This window comes from Xanthomonas sp. 3498 (genome assembly GCF_014199795.1).
Lineage (GTDB): Bacteria > Pseudomonadota > Gammaproteobacteria > Xanthomonadales > Xanthomonadaceae > Xanthomonas_A > Xanthomonas_A rydalmerensis.
Genome location: NZ_JACHOH010000006.1, coordinates 152,332 through 171,288, shown reverse-complemented (window position 1 = coordinate 171,288; position 18,957 = coordinate 152,332). Strand labels below are relative to the sequence as shown.

Below are 18,957 nucleotides of genomic sequence, written 5' to 3'. Positions count from 1 at the left end.
CGGGAGGGGAACATGCGCACGACCTTCAAGACCCTGATGCTGGCCCTGCCGCTGAGCGCGGCGGCATTCATGGCGCACGCCGCCGACACCTCGCCGGTCGGCCGCTGGCAGACCATCGACGACGAAACCGGCAAGCCCAAGTCGATCGTGCAGATCGAACAGGCCGCCAACGGCACGCTGAGCGGCAAGGTGGTCGAGATCCTGCAATCCAACCACGGCCCCAACCCGATGTGCGACAAGTGCGACGGCGAGCGCAAGGGCAAGCCGATCAAGGGCATGACCATCCTGTGGGGCCTCAAGCCCGACGGCACGGCGGTGTGGGACGGCGGCTCGGTGCTGGACCCGGCCAAGGGCAAGACCTACAAGGCCAAGGTCACCCTCACCGACGGCGGCAAGAAGCTGCAGATGCGCGGCTACATCGGCATCGAGGCGCTGGGCCGGACGCAGACCTGGATCAGGGAGTGACAGAAGCCGGGATTCGGAAGTCGGGATTGGGGATTCGCAGAAGCGGTGCCGCTGCCTGATTTCCGTTCTGCAAGCACTCTATTGAAGGCGCCTGCACAGGCGCCTTTTTACTGGGCGCGTGGATTTGCAGGCGCCGACCAAGCGCTTGACCAATCCCGACTCCCCAATCCCCAATCCCGGCTCCATGCAATAATCCCCGGCCCCCAGCATCGCCGGCCGCCATGACCACCGCTCTCGTCACCACCGCCCTGCCCTATGCCAACGGACCGCTGCATCTGGGGCATCTGGTCGGCTACATCCAGGCCGATATCTGGGTGCGCGCGCGGCGGCTGCGCGGCGACCGTACCTGGTTCGTGTGCGCCGACGACACGCACGGCACGCCGATCATGCTGGCCGCGGAGAAGGCCGGGGTCACCCCGGAAAGCTTCATCGCCGCCATCCAGGCCAGCCATGAGCGCGACTTCGCCGCGTTCGGCGTGGCCTTCGACCACTACGACTCGACCAACTCGGCCGCCAACCGCGCCCTGACCGAGGCGTTCTACGCCAAGCTCGAGGCCGGCGGCCACATCGCGCGGCGCTCGGTGGCGCAGTTCTACGACCCGGCCAAGGGCATGTTCCTGCCCGACCGCTACATCAAGGGCATCTGCCCGAACTGCGGCAGCGCCGACCAGTACGGCGACAACTGCGAGGTCTGCGGCGCCACCTATTCCCCGACCGAACTGAAGGAACCGAAGTCGGTGATCTCGGGCGCCACGCCGGAGCTGCGCGATTCGGAGCACTTCTTCTTCGAGGTCGGCCGCTTCGACGGCTTCCTGCGGCAGTGGCTGGCCGGCGACGTCGCCCTGCCCGGGGTCAAGGCCAAGTTGATGGAATGGCTGGACAGCGAAGGCGGCCTGCGCGCCTGGGACATCTCCCGCGATGCGCCGTACTTCGGCTTCCAGATTCCCGGCCAGCCGGGCAAGTATTTCTACGTGTGGCTGGACGCGCCGATCGGCTATCTGAGCAGCTTCCAGACCCTGTGCGCGAGCCTGGGCGAAGCGTTCGAGCCGCACCTGGCCGCCGGCACCGCCACCGAGCTGCACCACTTCATCGGCAAGGACATCGTCAACTTTCACGGCCTGTTCTGGCCGGCGGTGCTGCACGGCACCGGCCACCGCGCGCCGACCCGGCTGCACGTCAACGGCTACCTGACCGTCGACGGCGCCAAAATGTCCAAGTCGCGCGGCACCTTCGTCATGGCCCGCACCTACCTGGACGTGGGCCTGGAGCCGGAAGCGCTGCGCTATTACTTCGCGGCCAAGTCCTCCGGCGGCGTCGACGATCTCGACCTGAACCTGGGCGACTTCGTGGCGCGCGTCAATGCGGACCTGGTCGGCAAGTTCGTCAACCTGGCCAGCCGCTGCGCCGGCTTCATCGACAAGCGCTTCGCCGGCAAGCTCGCCGACGCGCTGCCGGACCCGGCGCAGTACACGCGCTTCGTCGCCGCGCTGGCGCCGATCCGCGACGCCTACGAGCGCAACGACCCGGCCAGCGCGATCCGCCAGACCATGGCCCTGGCCGACGAGGCCAACAAGTACATCGACGAACACAAACCCTGGGTGCTGGCCAAGCAGGACGGCGCCGGGGCGCACCTGCAGGCGGTGTGCACGCAGGGCCTGAACCTGTTCCGGGTACTGGCCGCCGCGCTCAAGCCGGTGCTGCCGCGCACCTGCGCCGAAGCCGAAGCATTCCTGTCGGCCCCGCTCGGCGCCTGGGACGACCTGCAGGCGCCGCTGCTGGCGCACGTGATCCAGCCCTACGCCCCCTTGTTCACCCGTATCGACCCGAAACTGCTCGACGCCATGACCGACGCCTCCAAGGACACCCTCGCCCCCGCCCCGGCCGCCGCGGCCGCTGCCGCCAAACAGGAAGCAAAGGCCGCCACCAATCCCCAATCCCCACTCCCGAATCCCGGCGTCATCGGCATCGACGACTTCGCCAAGCTCGACCTGCGCATCGGCAAGGTGCTGGTCTGCGAGTTCGTCGAAGGCTCGGACAAGCTGCTGCGCTTCGAACTGGATGCCGGCGAGCTGGGCAAGCGCCAGATCTTCTCCGGCATCCGCGGCAGCTACGGCGAGCCGGACAAGCTGGTCGGCCGCAACGTGGTGTTCATCGCCAACCTGGCCCCGCGCAAGATGCGCTTCGGCCTCAGCGAGGGCATGATCCTGTCGGCAGGCTTCGATGGCGGTTCCCTGGCCCTGCTCGACGCCGACAGCGGCGCGCAACCGGGCATGCCGGTGCGTTGACGGCCGGGAGTCGGGATTGGGGATTGGTTGAGCGCACACCCTCGGCCCAGTCGAGCCCATGAACTGCTGTTGCGAATCCCTAATCCCAAATGCCGAATCCCAGCGCCCTCGCGCTCTTCGACTTCGACCATACGGTCACCACCGCCGATACCTATTCGGGGTTCCTGCGCCGTGTGGCCACGCCGGCGCAGCAGGCGCGGGCGCGCTGGACGGTCGGGCCGTGGCTGGCCGGCTATCGGCTGGGCCTGGTGTCGGCGGCGGCGTTGCGCACGCGGGTGACCCGGCTGGTGTTCGCCGGACGCGACGCGGACGACATCGCCCGCCAGGCCGAACACTACGCGCAGGAGGCGCTGCCGTCGCTGTTGCGGCCGGAGATGATGCAGCGGATCGCCTGGCACCAGGACCAGGGGCACGCCGTGGCGCTGGTCTCGGGTTCGCTGGATCTGTATCTGCAGCCCTGGTGCAAGCAGCATGGGCTGCACCTGATCTGCAACCGCCTGGAAGTGCAGGACGGGCGCCTGACTGGCCGCTATCGCCACGGCGACTGCGGGCCGCGCAAGGCCGCGCTGATCCGCGTGCAATACGACCTGAGCACCTATCGGCGCATCTACGCGTATGGCGACAGCCGCGAGGATCGGCCCATGCTGGCGCTGGCGCACGAGCGCTGGTACCGCGGGCGCCGGATCGCCTGAGCCGATGACGCTGCGCCAGACGCCGCCGCCCCTGCCGCCCCTGCCGCCCGCGACGCAGCGCGTGGCCGCCTCCGCGGCACGCAGCGACGCCGAGGCGACGCCACCGCGCGACCGCAGCGCGGTCGTCGCCTTGTCGATCGTGGCGCTGGCGATCCCGCTCGGCATCGCATTCGCCGTCAGCATGTGGGGCTGGCGCATCCACCCCGCGGCGCGCAGCGACGACGCCTGGGTGGCGATGCCGGCGCCGCGCCCCGGTGGCGCCATGCCCGGCGCGCCGGCCGCCGTCTCCACGCGTGCGCCCACGAACGACCCGACCGTAGTGATCGCCCGGTTCCGCGAGGACGTGCTGCCGGCGATCCGGGTCGGCCAGGCCGCGCAGGTGCGCCTGGCCGACGCTGCCGACATCGCCTGGATTGGCCACGTGCAGGCGATCGGTGCCGGCGCGGACGCGGACACGGCGATCGACACGGCCGCGCAGGCCGGCAACCATGTCCAGCGCGTGCGGCGGCAGCCGGTGCGAATCGTGCTGGACCGTGCGCAGGCCGCGCCCGCCACGTTGGAACCGGGCACCGCGGTCCAGGTCGTGATCAACACCAGCAGCGCGCGCTAGGGTCGGGCCGCGACGAGGCCGCGCTACACTGTGCCGGCCAGCCACGCCGGCGTTTCCGCTTCTTCGCCCCTGCTCCACGCCGTGCGCTCGCGCGCCGCCTCCGTCATGACGCCCGCCCACGACACCCTGCTCGAACGCCTCGATCGCCTGCTGCCGCAGACCCAATGCGGCCAGTGCGGGTTCGATGGCTGCCGTCCCTACGCCGAGGCGATGGCAGCTGGCACGGCGCAGGTGGACCGCTGCCCGCCCGGCGGCGATGCCGGCGCGCGCGCCCTGGCGCGGGTGCTCGGGGTCCCCGCCCTGCCCTACGACCGCAGCCGCGGCACGCACGCGCCGCCGCAGGTGGCGTGGGTGGTCGAGGCCGACTGCATCGGCTGCACCAAGTGCATCCAGGCTTGCCCGGTCGACGCCATCGTCGGCGGCGCCAAGCACATGCACACGGTACTGGCGCCCTTGTGCACCGGTTGCGCGCTGTGCCTGCCGGCCTGCCCGGTGGACTGCATCGTCCTGCGCTGAGACTGCCGCTGCAGCGCGGCCGCCACGGCGGGCGCATCCGGATCGACACCCGCCGCGTATGTCCTGGTGTCATCCCACCGGAGCGCCGTGCATGCCGACGTCGACCGCCGCCTTCCCGTTCACCCGACCGTCCCTGCCGCTGGCCCTGGCTCTGGGCAGCGCCGCCCTGGTCGCCGCCACGCCGGCGCGGGCGATGCTGCACTACGAGGGCATCGCCTATGCCGCAGACGGCAAACAGGTGCTGTACCGCGAAAGCCACTGGGTGCGCGAGGATGGCGCGCGCCTGGTGCTGTACCAGTGCGCGGACGGCGCCGCGTTCGCGCGCAAGCGCGTGGACGACGGCAGCGCCGCGCCGGACTTCGAACTGGTCGATGCGCGCAGCGGCTACCGCGAGGGCGTGCGCCGCAGCGGCAGCGGGCGCGAGATGTTCAGCCAGGCCAAGGGCCAGGCCGAACGCCGCGCGCCGCTGCCGAAGAGCGCCCAGGCGCAGGTGATCGACGCCGGCTTCGACGCCTACCTGCGCCAGCGCTGGGACAGCCTGGGCAGCGGCGCGCCGCAGCGCATCGCCTTCGTGCTGCCCAGCGAACTGCGCACGCTCGACTTCCGCATCACCCCCGGCCCGGCCGATGCCGAGGTGCAGCGCTACACGCTGAGCCTGGCCGCCTGGTACGGCACGCTGCTGCCCGACCTCAGCGTCGCCTACACGCGCAAGGACCGGCGCCTGCTGGAGTTCCGCGGCGTCGGCAACATCCGCGACGCACGCGGCCGCTACCCGAGCGTGCGCATCGAGTTTCCCGAACGCCTGCGCGGCCAGGCCGACGCCGGCGCGTGGGAGCAGGCGCTGCAGCAACCCCTGGTCGCGCAATGCAGCGCGCGCTGAGCCGCGCCGCCAGCGCATTCACGCCGGCCCCTGCCGCACCCGCTACAACCATGCCTGCGCATCGCCCGCGCATCGACGAGGACACCTCATGGCCAAGGCCTACCTGTGGTTCAACGCTGCGCTGTACGCGCTGCTGGCAGTCTGGTGCACGCTGCTGCCGGCGCAAACCGCCGCGGCGGTGGGCTATGTCGGCCTGGACCGCTCCGGCCAGTCCGAATACCTGGTCATCTACGGCGGCCTGCAACTGGGCATGGCCTTCCTGTTCGGCTACTTCGCCCGCACCGGGCAACTGCGCACCGGCCTGCTCCTGGCGCTGGCCTTCTACGTCCCCATCGTGCTCTACCGCAGTGCCAGCCTGTTGCGGCTGTGGCCGGTGGGCCCGACCACGACCGGGTTGGCCGCGTTCGAGATCGTCCTGCTGCTCGCCGCAGTCGTCCTGTGGCGACGCCAGCGCGCCTGAGCGACGGCCGCGGCGAAAGCCTGTAGCATCGCGCCGACCTTCGCCACCGTCTCCAGGCATGACCGAGTCGCCCGATCACGACGAAGCAGGACAATTGCTGGTCGCCACCGCCACCGGCGACAGCGCTGCGTTCGAACGCCTGTACCGCACCACCTCCTCGCGCCTGTTCGGCGTGTGCCTGCGCATCGTGCCGCAGCGCGGCGAAGCCGAGGACGTGTTGCAGGAGGTGTTCTCCGCTGTCTGGCGCAAGGCCGCGCAATTCGATCCGCAGCGCGCACGCGGCCTCACCTGGCTGACCATGATCGCCCGCAACAAGGCCATCGATTATCTGCGCGCACGCGCGCCTGCGCGGCAGTCGGTGGCGCTGGACGACGCCGGCGAGCTGCAGGACGAAGGCCGCGATCCGCTCGCCGACACCGAGTGGCGGGTGGCCGGCCGGCGCCTGGACGTGTGCATGGGCGAACTGGAGCCGCCGCGCGGCGAGCTGATCCGCACCGCGTTCTTCGAAGGCATCACCTATGAGGAACTGGCCCAGCGCAGCGGCACGCCGCTGGGCACGGTCAAGAGCTGGATCCGCCGCGGCCTGGCCAAACTGAAAGCGTGCCTGGAACGATGAACGCCTCCGTGCCCGATCCGCAGGAAACCCCGCCGCCGCGCGACGTGCTGGCCGGCGAGTACGTGCTCGGCGTGCTCGACGCGCAGGAGCGCCGTGCCGCCGAGGCGCGCATCGACAGCGACCACGCATTCGCCGCGGCGGTGCTGCAGTGGCAACAGCACCTGATGCCACTGGCCGACGAGATCGCCCCGGTGGAGGTACCCGAACGTGTGTGGGTGCGCATCCGCGCCTCGCTGGGCCTGGATGCGCCGGCGCCGCGCGCGCGCCCTGCCGCACCCGGGTTCTGGGACAGCGTGCGGACCTGGCGCTGGCTCAGCGCCGGCGGCTTCGCCACCGCCACCGCCTGCCTGCTGGCGCTGCTGCTGGCGCGCGCGCCGGTGCCGCCGCCGGCCACGCAGCCGCCGCCGGTCGCCACCACCACGCCCAAGCCCAGCGGCATCGCGATGACCTCCACGCTGATGCAGGACGACGGCAAGCCCGGCTATGTGGCGCTGATGGACGCCGACAAGCGCAGCATCACCCTCACCCCACTGGGCGGCAACCGCGACAACGCCCGCGTGCCCGAGCTGTGGCTGATCCCGGCCGACGGCAAGGCGCGCTCGATGGGCGTGTTCGACGAGGCCAAGGCGCGCGTGGCACGCATTCCCGATGCGTTGATGCCCTTGCTCAGCGACGGCGCCGTGCTGGCAGTGACCATGGAACCGCCCGGCGGCGCGCCCGGCGGTGTGGCCACCGGCCCGGTCGTGGCCAAGGGCGGCATCAGCACGCTGCAGCTGGCACCGTAGACAATTTCCCTTCTCCCCTCGGGAGAAGGTGCCCCGAAGGGGCGGATGAGGGTACGGGCGAAGCCTCGTGGACCTGATTCCGCGAGCGCTTCGCTCCGTACCCTCACCCCAACCCCTCTCCCGATGGGAGAGGGGCGCTAGCGCCTCGGCGCTTTCGGCGCCTTGCACGCACCGCGCACAGGCCGTGCCACCCGCAGGCTGTGCCGCGCTCCTCCAGGAAAACACGGCGCGCATTCACCCGCCCACCACTCGTCTGCCGTCAGCATCGACGCCGCCATCGCGCATCCGCACGACAGCCAAGATCTTCCGATTCGCGCAACGCCTGCGCTGCGCTGTCGTGGCCGCAATGCCTCGCAAGCAGCTGTGCAGGGGAAATCCGACGCGGGTGCATCCGTCTTCCGGTTTCGCTCGTATCGCTCCCCAAGTCCCCCAATGAGACGCGCTTGTGCCGAGTCCCGTTCCGGAACCCCGCCCTGCCTCACCCCCGCCTGCGCCGCCTGGCCGCATCCTGCGCACCTTGCGGCGCTGGTTCGACACCAGCGCCGAGATCGAGCTGGATCCGGCACGCGCCGACCGCATCGACTGGCTGCGCGCCGCGCCCTACATCGGCCTGCACCTGGCGTGCCTGGGCGTGTTCTGGGTCGGCGTATCGTGGTTCGCCGTCGGCATGGCCGTGGCGATGTACGCGGTGCGCATGTTCGCGCTCACCGGCTTCTACCACCGCTACTTCGCCCACCGCGCGTTCAAGACTTCGCGCCCGGTGCAGTTCCTGTTCGCCGCGATCGGCGCCACCTGCGTGCAACGCGGGCCGCTGTGGTGGGCCGCGCACCACCGCAACCACCATCGCCACACCGATACGCCGGCCGATCCGCATTCGCCGCGCCAGCACGGCTTCTGGTGGAGCCATAGCGGCTGGTTCCTGACCCCGCGCGGTTTCCGCACCGATTGGGAAGCGATCCCGGACCTGCGCCGCTTCCCCGAACTGCGCTTCCTCGACCGCTTCGACCTGCTGCTGCCGGTGCTGCTGGCGCTGGCGCTGTTCCTGCTCGGCGGGTGGCTGCAACAGCACGTGCCGCAGCTCGGCACCGATGGTCCGCAGTTGCTGGTGTGGGGCTTCTTCGTCTCCACCGTGGCGCTGTTCCATGCCACCTTCACCATCAATTCGCTGGCGCACCGCTTCGGCAGCCGCCGCTTCGACACCCGCGACGACAGCCGCAACAACCTGTGGCTGGCGCTGCTGACCTTCGGCGAAGGCTGGCACAACAACCATCATTTCTTCCCGGGCGCCGCGCGCCAGGGCTTCCGCTGGTGGGAACTGGACCTGACCTGGTATGGACTGAAGGCGCTGTCGTGGACCCGCGTGATCCGCGAGCTCAAGCCGGTGCCGGCCGGGCTGGTGCGCGCGCAGGCGCGTGCCCGATGAGCCGGATCGCGGTGGTGGGCTCGGGGATCGCCGGCCTCGGCGCGGCGTGGCTGCTGTCGCAGCGTCACGAGGTGACGCTGTACGAAGCGGCCGATTATCTCGGCGGCCATACCCATACCCATGCGATCGAACTGGACGGCGTGGAATACGCGGTGGACAGCGGCTTCATCGTGTTCAATCCGCAGCACTACCCGCTGCTGAGCGCGTTGTTCGCGCGGCTCGGGGTGGCGTCGCAGCCGACCACGATGAGTTTCTCGGTGCACGAGGAGCGCACCGGACTGGAGTACAACGCCGGCACGCTTGGCGGGCTGTTCTGCCAGCGCCGCAATCTGCTGTCGCCGCGCTTCTGGCGCATGCTGCGCGATCTGCGGCGGTTCTACCGGGAAGCGCCGCAGGCGCTGCACGACGTCACCCTGGCGCAACTGACCCTCGGCGAGTTCCTGCAGCGCCACGGCTACTCCGAGGTATTCCGCGACGCACACCTGGTGCCGATGGCCTCGGCGCTGTGGTCCTCGCCCTCGCGGCAGATCCTCGACTTCCCGATGCGCCAGCTAATCGGCTTCATGGCCAACCACCACATGCTGCAGGTCAGCGGCCGTCCGCAGTGGCAGGTGGTGCGCGGCGGCTCCAACAGCTATGTGCGTGCGCTGCGCAGCCGCTGGCGGGTGCGCGAGCGGCTGGGCACGCCGGTGCGCGCGCTGCAGCGGACCGCGCACGGCAGCGTCGCGATCGCCTGCGATGCCGACACCCAGCAATACGATCATGCGGTGTTGGCCTGCCACGCCGACGACGCGCTGCGCCTGCTCACCGATCCCAGCGAGGCCGAAACCGAGATCCTCGGCGCGATCGGCTACCAGGACAACGAGACCGTGCTGCACACCGACGCGCGCGTGCTGCCGCGCGACCGCCGCGCCTGGGCCGCGTGGAACGCGCACGTGCCGGCCGATCCGGACGCGCCATGCACGGTCAGCTACTGGATGAACGCCCTGCAGTCGCTGCAGGCGCCGCAGCCGTTCATCGTCAGCCTCAACCGCAGCGACGCGATCGATCCGGCCAAGGTGCTGCGGCGCATGCGCTACCGGCATCCGCTGCAGACCCAGGCATCGGTGGCGGCGCAGGCGCGCAAGGGCGAGATCCAGGGCCAGCGCAACACCTGGTTCGCCGGTGCCGGCTGGGGCTTCGGTTTCCACGAAGACGGCCTGCGCAGCGCGGTCGACGTGGCCGCGGCACTGGGGGTACCCTGGTCATGACGCTGATGCGCCGTGCTGCCGTGCCCGCCCCGCCGGCTGGCGCCGTCTCGACAACGTCGGCGGCGGCGGGCACGACCTTGCATGGCCTGCACAGCGCGGTGTACACCGGCTGGGTGCGGCATCGCCGCTATGCGCCCAAGGCGCTGGCGTTCCGTTATCCGCTGTTCCTGCTGTACTTGGACCTGGACGAACTGGAGCAGGTGTTCGCGCGGCGCTGGCTGTGGTCAGTGAACCGGCGCAACGTGGCCGAGTTCCGCCGCAGCGACTATCTGGGCGACCCCGCGCAGCCGCTGGACGAGGCGGTGCGCGACCGTGTGCAGCAGCACACCGGCGAGCGCCCGCTCGGCCCGGTGCGCATGCTCACCCACCTGCGCTACTTCGGCCACTGCTTCAATCCGGTCACGTTCTACTACTGCCACGATGCGCAGCAGCGGCTGCACAGCATCGTCGCCGAGATCACCAACACGCCGTGGCGGCAACGCCACGCCTACGTGCTGCCGATGGCAGAAGCGCGCAGTCACGGCGCCACGCACGCCTGGCGCTTCGCCAAGCGCTTCCACGTCTCGCCGTTCATGGCGATGGCGCACACCTACGCCTGGCGCTTCAGCGAGCCCGGCGCGCAACTGCGCGTGCACATGGACGTGCTCGATCCCACGCCGGCGACGACGCGGCGGCGCTTCGACGCCACCCTGGTGCTCGAGCGCCGCGCCCTCGACGGCGCCAGCCTGGCGCAGGCGCTGCTGCGCTATCCGGCGATGACCCTGCAGGTCATGGCCAAGATCCACTGGCAGGCGCTGCGGCTGTGGCTGCGTGGCAACCCGGTGCACGACCATCCCGACCATTCCCTTCCGCGAGAACGCCGATGAACGCTCCGCATGCGCCCTCTTCCGCCGCCGCGCTAGCCCCAGCCGCACCGCCGTTGCGCGGTCTCGATCGCCTGCTGCGGCAGCGCCTGCTCGCCACGCTGGATGGGCTGCGCGAAGGCCAGTTGCGCATCGAGGAGGCCGGCACGCTGACCACGCTGGGCGATGCCAGCGCCGGCGCAGACGCGCTGCAGGCGCATCTGCGCATCCACGACCCGCACTTCTACCGCCAGGCCGCGCTCAACGGCAGCGTCGGCGTCGGCGAGGCGTATATGGATGGCCTGTGGGACTGCGACGACCTGGTCGCGCTGGTGCGCCTGCTGGTACGCAACCGCGACCGCCTGGACGCGATGGAAACCGGTCTGGCCCGGCTCGGCGGCCTGGCGATGCGCGGCCTGCACGCGTTCGCGCGCAACACCCGCGCCGGCAGCCGCCGCAACATCGCCGCGCACTACGACCTGGGCAACCAGTTGTTCGAACTGTTCCTGGATCGCAACCTGATGTACTCCTCGGCGATCTTTCGCGACGCCGACGCCGCCTTGGGCGAGGCTGCGCTGGAGCGCGCGGCCGAACGCAAGCTGCAGCGCATCTGCGCCAAGCTCGACCTGCAGCCGCACCACCACCTGGTCGAGATCGGCACCGGTTGGGGTGGCTTCGCGCTGTACGCCGCCAAGCACCACGGCTGCCGCGTCACCACCACCACCATCTCGCGCGAGCAGTACGAACTGGCCCGGCAGCGCATCGCCGCCGCCGGGCTGTCGGACCGGGTCGAGGTGCTGCTGCGCGACTACCGCGATCTCGACGGCCGCTACGACCGCCTGGTCTCGATCGAGATGATCGAGGCGATCGGCCACCAGTACCTGGACACCTACTTCGGCAAGGTCGGCAGCCTGCTCAAGGACGACGGCCAGGCGCTGATCCAGGCCATCACCATCGAGGATCATCGCTACGCGCAGGCGCTCAAGTCGGTGGACTTCATCAAGCGCCACATCTTCCCGGGCAGCTTCATTCCCTCGGTGGCGGCGATGACCGGCGCGATCGGCCGCGCCAGCGACCTGCGCCTGTTCAACCTGGAAGACATCGGCCCCAGCTATGCGCTGACCCTGCGCGCCTGGCGTGAGCGCTTCATGGCCAAGTTGCCGCAGGTACGCGCGCTCGGCTACGACGAACGCTTCATCCGCATGTGGGAGTTCTACCTGGCGTACTGCGAAGGCGGCTTCCTGGAGCGCTCGATCGGCGACGTGCACCTGTGGCTGAGCAAGCCGCGCGCGCGGCCGGCGCAGTTCGCGCCGGCGCTGGCGGGCGACGCATGAGCAACCTGATCAACTACCTCGCCCTGCAGGGGCTGTGGCTGGCCGCGGTGGTCGGCGCCGCGCACGGGCTGGCCTGGGCCGGCCCGGCGGCGCTGGCGCTGTTCGCGCTGTACCAGTTGTGGCCGCGCCGCCGTGCCCGCGGCGACGCCGCGCTGATCGCACTGGCGCTGCCGCTGGGCGCCGGTGTCGATGCCGCCATGCGCGCCGGCGACTGGGTGCGCTACGCCGCCGCGCCGCCATCGCCGTGGCCGCCGCTGTGGATCCTGGCGCTGTGGGCCGGCTTCGCGCTGACCTTCCAGCATTCGCTGGCCTGGGTGATGCGCCATCCCTGGCGCGCGGCGCTGTTCGGCGCCACTGCCGGCCCGTTGGGCTATGTGCTGGCCGCACGCGGCTGGCAAGCGGTGACGCTGGTGCAGCCATTGCCGCAGGCGCTGCTGGCGCTGGCCCTGGGCTGGGCCGCGGCACTGACCCTGCTGAGCCTGGCCACGCGCCGCCTGAGCGCCGCCACGCCGGTGCTGTCGGCAACCGGAGCGGCGCGATGAACGCCTGGCCGTTGTTGCATGTGGGCGTGTTCACCGTGCTGGTCATGCTCGCCGGCTGGGCCTGGCAGCGGCAGACCCGCAACGCCGGCGCGGTCGACGTGCTGTGGTCGGCGTGCATGGCCCTGACCGCGGTGTACTGCGCCTGGCGCGCCGACGGCGCGCTGCTGCCGCGCGTGCTGACCGCGGTGCTGGGTGGACTATGGGGCGCGCGCCTGGCCTGGCACCTGGGTGTGCGCGTGTTCGGCGATGCCCACGAGGACGGCCGCTATCGCGCCCTGCGCGAGCACTGGCACGGCGACCAGCGCAAGTTCCTGGCGTTCTTCCTCGGCCAGGCGCTGGTGGTGCTGGCGTTCGCGGTGCCGTTGTCGGTGGCCGCGCACAATCCGCAGCCGCAGTGGAGCGTGTGGACCACCCTGGCGGTGGGGACCTGGCTGATCGCGGTGGGCGGGGAAAGCCTGGCCGACCGGCAACTGGCCGCGTTCCGCGCCGACCCGGCGAACAAGGGCAAGACCTGTCGCCAAGGCCTGTGGCGCTATTCGCGGCATCCGAACTACTTCTTCGAATTCGTGCACTGGTTCGCCTATGTGTTCCTGGCGGTGGGCAGCGGCGCGCTGTGGGTCGGCGTGGCCGCGCTGGGGCCGGCGCTGATGTTCGCCTTCCTGTACCGGGTCACCGGCATTCCCTACACCGAACAGCAGGCCCTGCGCTCGCGCGGCCGCGACTACGCCGACTACCAGCGCAGCACCAGCGCCTTCTTCCCCATGCCGCCGCGGCACTGAGCCGCGCCAGGAGATCCGCCGATGTCCAGCACCTTCGCCACCTCTTCCCCGCCCGCCGCGCCGGCCGAGCCGCTGGCCACGCGCCTGGCCGAATCCGGCCTGCTGCCCGACGCCGTGCTGCGCGCGGCGATGCGCCGGCTGTGCACGCAGCGCCTGCGCGACGAGCGCGACGGCGGTGCCGACGCCGCCTGGGAGCGCCAGCGCCTGCTGATCGAATCGCTGCGCGAGAGCGCCATCGCCATCGAGACCGACGCGGCCAACCGCCAGCACTACGAAGTGCCGCCGCGTTTCTTCGAGCTATGCCTGGGCAAGCGCCTGAAGTACAGCAGTTGCTACTGGGATGCGAGCACGCCGGACCTGGACGCGGCCGAGGAACGCATGCTGCAGCTGTATGCCGAACGCGCGCAGTTGCGCGACCGCCAGCGCATCCTCGAACTGGGCTGCGGCTGGGGCTCGCTGACCTTGTGGATGGCCGAGCACTTCCCCGGCGCGCGTATCACCGCGGTGTCCAACTCGCGGCCGCAACGCGAACACATCGAAGCGCAGTGCCGCGCACGCGGACTGAGCAACGTCAAGGTGATCACCCACGACGCCAACACCCTGACCCTGCCCACCGAGAGCTACGACCGCGTGGTCTCGATCGAGATGTTCGAGCACATGCGCAACTACCGCGAACTGCTCAAGCGGGTCAGTCACTGGCTGGTGCCGGGCGGACGGCTGTTCGTGCACATCTTCTGCCATCGCGACCTGGCCTACCCGTTCGAGGTGCAGGGCGAGGACAACTGGATGGGCCGGCACTTCTTCACCGGCGGGTTGATGCCGGCGGCCGACACCCTGCTGCAGTTCCAGGACGACCTGGCGATCGAACGCCGCTGGCTCCTGTCCGGCCAGCACTACGAGAAGACCGCCAACGCCTGGCTGCACAACCAGGACCGCCATCGCGATGCGCTGATGCCGGTGCTGCAGGCCACCTACGGCGCCGACGCCAAGATCTGGTGGCAACGCTGGCGCATGTTCTGGATGGCCTGCGCGGAACTGTTCGGCTACGAACAGGGCCAGCAGTGGAGCGTGGCGCATTACCGGTTTGTGAGGCGCTGAGGCGCCGGGATTGGGGAGTGGGGATTGGGGATTGGCAAAGGCGGCGTACTGCCGCCTGATCGACCCTGTGTAGGAGCGGCTTCAGCCGCGAGGGGCGTTACCGGTGATGCCTGTCGCGGTCGAAGCCCCTCCTACGAAGATCAAGGGATACGCAAGCGACGTCGTGGCGGCAAGACGAATCCCCAATCCCCAATCACCACTCCCGGCCGCTCAAGCGGCCGCCGTAATGACGATCTCGATCTTCCAGGCCGGGTCGGCCAGCTTGGCCTGCACGGTGGCGCGGGCCGGGGTGTTGCCCCGGCTCACCCACTCTTCCCAGACCTTGTTCATCTCGGCGAACTCGGCCAGGTCGGTCATGTAGATCTCGGCGCGCAGGATCCGGCTCTTGTCGGTGGCGGCGAGCCCCAGCAGCCGGTCGATCGCCGCCAGCACCTCACGGGTCTGGCCGGCGATGTCGGCGCTGGTGTCCTCGGCGATTTGCCCGGCCAGGTAGGCCACGCCGTTGTGCACGGTCATTTCCGACATCCGCGGGCCGGTATCGAAACGCTGGATCATGATGCGCTGTCCTGTAGTGGGAAGACCGCGCCATTGTCGCGCGATTGCGCCGCGGCTGCAGGCGCCGGCCGCCACAGGCGATACGCCACCGGCAGCAGCCAGGCCAGGATCAGCACGATCGCCAGCTTCTGGGTCAGGCCGCGCGGCGGCGCGCGCCACAGCACATGCACCCACAAGGCCACGAACCCCAGCACCGCCAGCAGCGACAACGGCCCGGCGCGGCGCTGCCACGCCTGCTGCCGGCGCAGCCAGACACTTTGCAACAGCATCGCCGTGGTCACGCACAGGAACGCGGTCTGCGCGGATAGCCCGTGCACCAGCGGCGCCAGCAGCGGCGCGCGCTGCGGCAGGTAGCTGTCGCCGACTGCGACCCCGCATAACCCCAGCGCCGCACAGCCGAACAGCAGTACGGGCGCGCCGCTGCGCGCGCGTGGCGGCGCCTGCGCATACAAGCCGGCTGCCAACGCCATCACGCCGGCGGCCAGCAAAACGTAGACAGTGCGCAGCACCAAGCCGCCAGGGCCATGCAGGTACTGGCTGAGCGTGGCCTGCTGCCAATGCAGATCGGCGCGCACGACCTGCAACGCCATCGCCACACCGAGGAACAGCAGCGCCAGCAGCAGCGCCGCGGCACCGGCCAGGCGCGTCCAGCGCGGCGGCGCGGGAAAGGGAGATGCGGACAACGGCATGACAGGCTCCGGAACCCAACACAGACCATCGCCGCAAGCGCCGGCCATGGCCCCTGCCGCGGCCCCGACGCCGTGGCGACGTACGATTCCACTATCATGCGCGTCGCCGGCGTGGCCGGTATAGCCTAGAGCGCGTGATGCACGGTGAGAGGAGCGGCATGGTGATGGAGGGATCGGTATGCGCTGCGACACGCGGCCAGGGATGGCACCAAGCCAACCCGCGCAGGGCCGGCTTCGCTCCGCTGTCGGGACGTGGCACGTTGCGTGCATCGAGGGGTTGCGCGACAGGCTGGGGCAACCCGCCTTGCTCCGGCACCTCACACACCGCGTCGTAACCACCTGTCCATAGCCTTCTCCATGTTCCTTACACGCTCTCACCCAACCGGTATCGCGATGGCCTCTCTTCGTTCCGCTCTTCGTTCCGCCTGCAGTTCCGCTCCGACTCCGCCGCGCACCGCGCGCCGCGCGTCGTGGTGCCTGGCCGCCCGTCTGCAATGACCGACGCCACGCCCTCCGCTCCCGCGTCCACTCCCGGCTGGCGCCGTGCGCTGCCGGTGCTGGCCAGCCTGGCGATCCTGGCCCTGGCGCTGCATGCGCTGGCCACGGAGTTCAGTACCCACGGCTACAGTGCGATCCGTCACGCCTTCAACCAGCTGAGCCTCAGCCAGATCGTACTGACGCTGCTGCTGGGCCTGAGCAGCTACGCCTGCCTGATCGGCTTCGATGCCGTCGGCCTGCGCCGCAGCGGGCGCAAGCTGCATCCGATGCGGATCAGCATCACCGCGTTCCTGGCGCATGCGGTCGGGCAGACCCTGGGCTTCGCCGCGCTGACCGGCGGCGCGGTGCGCCTGCGCGGCTACGGCCGGGTCGGGCTGAGCCTGGCCGAGATCGGCCAGGTGGTGCTGATGAGCACGCTCGGCTTCGTGTTCGGCGCCTGGCTGCTGCTGGCGCTGGCCCTGACCCTGGAGCCGGCCGCGGCGGCGCTGGCGCTGCCGGTCGGTGCCACCGCGGTGCGCGCGATCGGCATCGCGCTGCTGGTCGGCTTCGCCACGATGCTGCTGCTGGCCGGCCGCGACGGCCGCACCCTGCGTTGGCGCAGCCATGAGCTGTGGCTGCCGGACCGACGCACCACCCTGGGCGTGACCGCGTTGAGCGTGGTCGAGCTGGGTCTGGCCAGCGCCGCGTTCTACGTGCTGCTGCCCAACGAATCGGGGATCGAATACATCGGTTTCGTCGGCCTGTACCTGGTCGCGGTGGTGGCGGGTCTGGTCTCGACCGTGCCGGCCGGCCTGGGCGTGTTCGAATGGAGCCTGCTCAAGCTGCTGCCCGGCGTGGCGCCGGCGGCGGTGCTGGCGGCGGCGCTCATCTACCGCATCACCTACTACGTGGTGCCGCTGCTGCTGTCGGTGCTGATGGCCTCGCTGTCCGGCCTGCGCCGGCCGCTGGTCGCCAGTGCCGGCGGGGTGCGCGTGGCCTGGCGCACGCTGCGCCCGTGGCTGCCGCAGATCATCGCCCTGGCGGTGTTCGCGGTCGGCGCGGCGCTGGTCATCGACGGCACCCTGCCCACCCCCAAGCGGCGCCAGGACATGGCGCCGCTGTCGATCATGGAAACCTCGCACCTGCTGGCCAGCCTCGGCGGCGTGGTGCTGTTGCTGATCGGCCAGGGCCTGCAGCGGCGCAGCCACGCGGCCTGGGTGCTGGCGATCGGCATCTGCGTGCTGCTGCCGTTGCCGGCCTGGCTGCGCGGCGGCCACGTCTCGGTGGCGTTGTCCTCGCTGGTGGTGGCGGTCGGCCTGTGGGGCGCGCGCCGCGAGTTCTATCGCGAAGGCGCGCTGCTCGACGAGGCCTGGTCGTGGCCGTGGCTGCGCAACCTCGGCCTGGTGCTGATCGCCACGATCTGGCTGCTGTTCTTCGTCTACAGCCACGTCGAATACCAGAACGAGCTGTGGTGGGAGTTCGCCACCTCGGCCAATGCGCCGCGCGCGCTGCGCGCGGTGCTGCTGGTCAGCGTGGCGGTGGTGGTGTTCGGGCTGGCGCGGCTGCTGCACAGCACCCGCTCGCCGTTGCCGCCGGCCGATGGCGCGCAGCTGGACGCGCTGGCGCCGGTGCTGGCCGAGGCCACCGACACCCAGGCCTGCCTGGTGCTGACTGGCGACAAGGCCCTGCTGCAGGCCGAGGACGGCCCCGGTTTCGTGATGATGCAGCGCTACGGCGGCTCGCTGGTGGCGATGGGCGATCCGGTCGGCGCGCCGGAGGTGGCCCGCGCGCTGATCTGGCGCTTCCGCGAGGAAGCCGACCGCATGGGTCTGCGCCCGGTGTTCTACCAGGTCGGCGAGCAGCACTGGCAGACCTACCTGGACCTGGGCCTGACCCTGGTCAAGCTCGGCGAGGAAGCGATGGTGTCGCTGGAGGGTTTCCACCTGGAGGGCCGCGACCGCGCCGACCTGCGCCAGGCCTGGAACCGCGGCAAGCGCAGCGGGCTGAGCTTCCGCATCGTCGAAACCGAGGCGGTGGACGCGCTGATGCCGGTGCTGGCCGAGGTCTCGCAGCAATGGCTGGAAGACAAGGCCGGCGCCGAGAAGGGCTTCTCGCTGGGCAGCTTCGACCCGGCCTACCTGCGCCGCTTCCCGATCGCGGTGGTGGAGTTCGAGGGCAAGGTCGTGGCCTTCGCCAACCTGTGGCAGGCACCGGCCGGCCACGAGCTGTCGGTGGACCTGATGCGGCACATCGCCGACGCGCCGAAGGGCACCATGGATTTCCTGTTCATCGAGCTGTTCCTGTGGGGCCGCGACCAGGGCTACAAGCGCTTCTCGCTGGGCATGGCGCCGCTGTCGGGCCTGGCCCAGCACCGCCTGGCCGGCCGCTGGAACCGCTTCGGCAACCTGATCGTGCGCCACGGCGAACGCTTCTACGGCTTCACCGGCCTGCGCCGCTTCAAGTCCAAGTTCGCCCCCACCTGGCGCACCCGCTACCTCGCCGCCCCCGGCGGCATGCACCTGCCCGCCGCGCTGCTGGACGTGACCCGGTTGATCTCGCTGGATCCGCGCAAGCCGGAGTGAGGCGGGGATTGGGGAGTCGGGATTGGGGATTGGCGCGGCGCCCCCGTTTGCCGGGGCATTGCGAGGCTGCGCGCCGC

19 protein-coding genes are annotated in these 18,957 nt (G+C 70.6%); 17 read left to right on the top strand and 2 right to left on the bottom strand.

Going from position 1 to position 18,957, the window contains the following annotated elements:
- Window positions 1-12: 12 nt before the first annotated feature.
- From GGR66_RS16725 to GGR66_RS16650, 16 genes are all read left to right on the top strand, one after another.
- Window positions 13-465 (top strand): DUF2147 domain-containing protein, encoded by a 453-nt coding sequence (locus tag GGR66_RS16725; protein ID WP_017910211.1) that lies wholly within the window; start codon window positions 13-15, stop codon window positions 463-465.
- A gap of 221 nt (window positions 466-686) precedes the next feature.
- Window positions 687-2,750: a methionine--tRNA ligase gene (gene metG / locus GGR66_RS16720; RefSeq protein ID WP_184449209.1), complete on the top strand. Its 2,064-nt coding sequence runs from the start codon at window positions 687-689 to the stop codon at window positions 2,748-2,750.
- A gap of 89 nt (window positions 2,751-2,839) precedes the next feature.
- Window positions 2,840-3,442, top strand: coding sequence for an HAD family hydrolase (locus tag GGR66_RS16715; RefSeq protein WP_184449206.1), 603 nt, complete (start codon window positions 2,840-2,842; stop codon window positions 3,440-3,442).
- Between the two features lie 4 nt (window positions 3,443-3,446).
- Window positions 3,447-4,052 (top strand): hypothetical protein, encoded by a 606-nt coding sequence (locus GGR66_RS16710; RefSeq protein WP_184449204.1) that lies wholly within the window; start codon window positions 3,447-3,449, stop codon window positions 4,050-4,052.
- Between the two features lie 81 nt (window positions 4,053-4,133).
- Window positions 4,134-4,568: an Rnf electron transport complex subunit RnfB gene (gene rnfB / locus GGR66_RS16705; protein ID WP_326521043.1), complete on the top strand. Its 435-nt coding sequence runs from the start codon at window positions 4,134-4,136 to the stop codon at window positions 4,566-4,568.
- Between the two features lie 91 nt (window positions 4,569-4,659).
- Window positions 4,660-5,448, top strand: a complete 789-nt coding sequence (locus GGR66_RS16700) for a hypothetical protein (RefSeq protein ID WP_160968256.1) — start codon at window positions 4,660-4,662, stop codon at window positions 5,446-5,448.
- An 88-nt stretch (window positions 5,449-5,536) separates the two neighbouring features.
- A complete protein-coding gene (locus tag GGR66_RS16695; RefSeq protein WP_160968254.1) occupies window positions 5,537-5,908 on the top strand; it encodes a DUF4345 domain-containing protein in 372 nt (123 codons plus the stop codon).
- A 58-nt stretch (window positions 5,909-5,966) separates the two neighbouring features.
- A complete protein-coding gene (locus GGR66_RS16690) occupies window positions 5,967-6,524 on the top strand; it encodes a sigma-70 family RNA polymerase sigma factor (RefSeq protein WP_160968252.1) in 558 nt (185 codons plus the stop codon).
- Entirely contained in the window at window positions 6,521-7,309 is a 789-nt protein-coding gene (locus GGR66_RS16685; RefSeq protein WP_160968250.1) for an anti-sigma factor, read from the top strand. Before GGR66_RS16690 ends, GGR66_RS16685 begins: the two co-directional genes overlap by 4 nt.
- Before the next feature lie 445 nt (window positions 7,310-7,754).
- Window positions 7,755-8,732, top strand: a complete 978-nt coding sequence (locus tag GGR66_RS16680) for an acyl-CoA desaturase (protein ID WP_184449202.1) — start codon at window positions 7,755-7,757, stop codon at window positions 8,730-8,732.
- Window positions 8,729-9,982, top strand: coding sequence for an FAD-dependent oxidoreductase (locus GGR66_RS16675; protein ID WP_167087528.1), 1,254 nt, complete (start codon window positions 8,729-8,731; stop codon window positions 9,980-9,982). Before GGR66_RS16680 ends, GGR66_RS16675 begins: the two co-directional genes overlap by 4 nt.
- Entirely contained in the window at window positions 9,979-10,848 is an 870-nt protein-coding gene (locus GGR66_RS16670; RefSeq protein WP_184449200.1) for a DUF1365 domain-containing protein, read from the top strand. The genes GGR66_RS16675 and GGR66_RS16670 overlap by 4 nt, the downstream gene beginning before the upstream one ends.
- Entirely contained in the window at window positions 10,845-12,158 is a 1,314-nt protein-coding gene (locus GGR66_RS16665; protein ID WP_255421744.1) for a cyclopropane-fatty-acyl-phospholipid synthase family protein, read from the top strand. The genes GGR66_RS16670 and GGR66_RS16665 overlap by 4 nt, the downstream gene beginning before the upstream one ends.
- Complete coding sequence (locus GGR66_RS16660) at window positions 12,155-12,700, top strand: DUF2878 domain-containing protein (protein ID WP_184449198.1); 546 nt, start codon at window positions 12,155-12,157, stop codon at window positions 12,698-12,700. The genes GGR66_RS16665 and GGR66_RS16660 overlap by 4 nt, the downstream gene beginning before the upstream one ends.
- A complete protein-coding gene (locus GGR66_RS16655; RefSeq protein WP_184449196.1) occupies window positions 12,697-13,479 on the top strand; it encodes a DUF1295 domain-containing protein in 783 nt (260 codons plus the stop codon). The genes GGR66_RS16660 and GGR66_RS16655 overlap by 4 nt, the downstream gene beginning before the upstream one ends.
- A 21-nt stretch (window positions 13,480-13,500) precedes the next feature.
- Window positions 13,501-14,577, top strand: a complete 1,077-nt coding sequence (locus GGR66_RS16650) for a cyclopropane-fatty-acyl-phospholipid synthase family protein (protein ID WP_184449194.1) — start codon at window positions 13,501-13,503, stop codon at window positions 14,575-14,577.
- A gap of 210 nt (window positions 14,578-14,787) precedes the next feature.
- On the opposite strand, the gene GGR66_RS16645 is transcribed toward GGR66_RS16650, so the two are convergent.
- Both GGR66_RS16645 and GGR66_RS16640 read right to left on the bottom strand, forming a co-directional pair.
- A complete protein-coding gene (locus tag GGR66_RS16645; RefSeq protein ID WP_184449191.1) occupies window positions 14,788-15,132 on the bottom strand; it encodes a RidA family protein in 345 nt (114 codons plus the stop codon).
- Window positions 15,129-15,821, bottom strand: coding sequence for a DUF998 domain-containing protein (locus GGR66_RS16640; RefSeq protein ID WP_184449189.1), 693 nt, complete (start codon window positions 15,819-15,821; stop codon window positions 15,129-15,131). Before GGR66_RS16640 ends, GGR66_RS16645 begins: the two co-directional genes overlap by 4 nt.
- 494 nt (window positions 15,822-16,315) lie before the next feature.
- On the opposite strand from GGR66_RS16640, the gene mprF reads away from it, so the two are divergent.
- The gene (mprF, locus tag GGR66_RS16635; protein WP_184449187.1) at window positions 16,316-18,880 is read left to right on the top strand and encodes a bifunctional lysylphosphatidylglycerol flippase/synthetase MprF; all 2,565 of its coding nucleotides are present in this window, start codon (window positions 16,316-16,318) and stop codon (window positions 18,878-18,880) included.
- The last annotated feature ends 77 nt before the right edge of the window (window positions 18,881-18,957 follow it).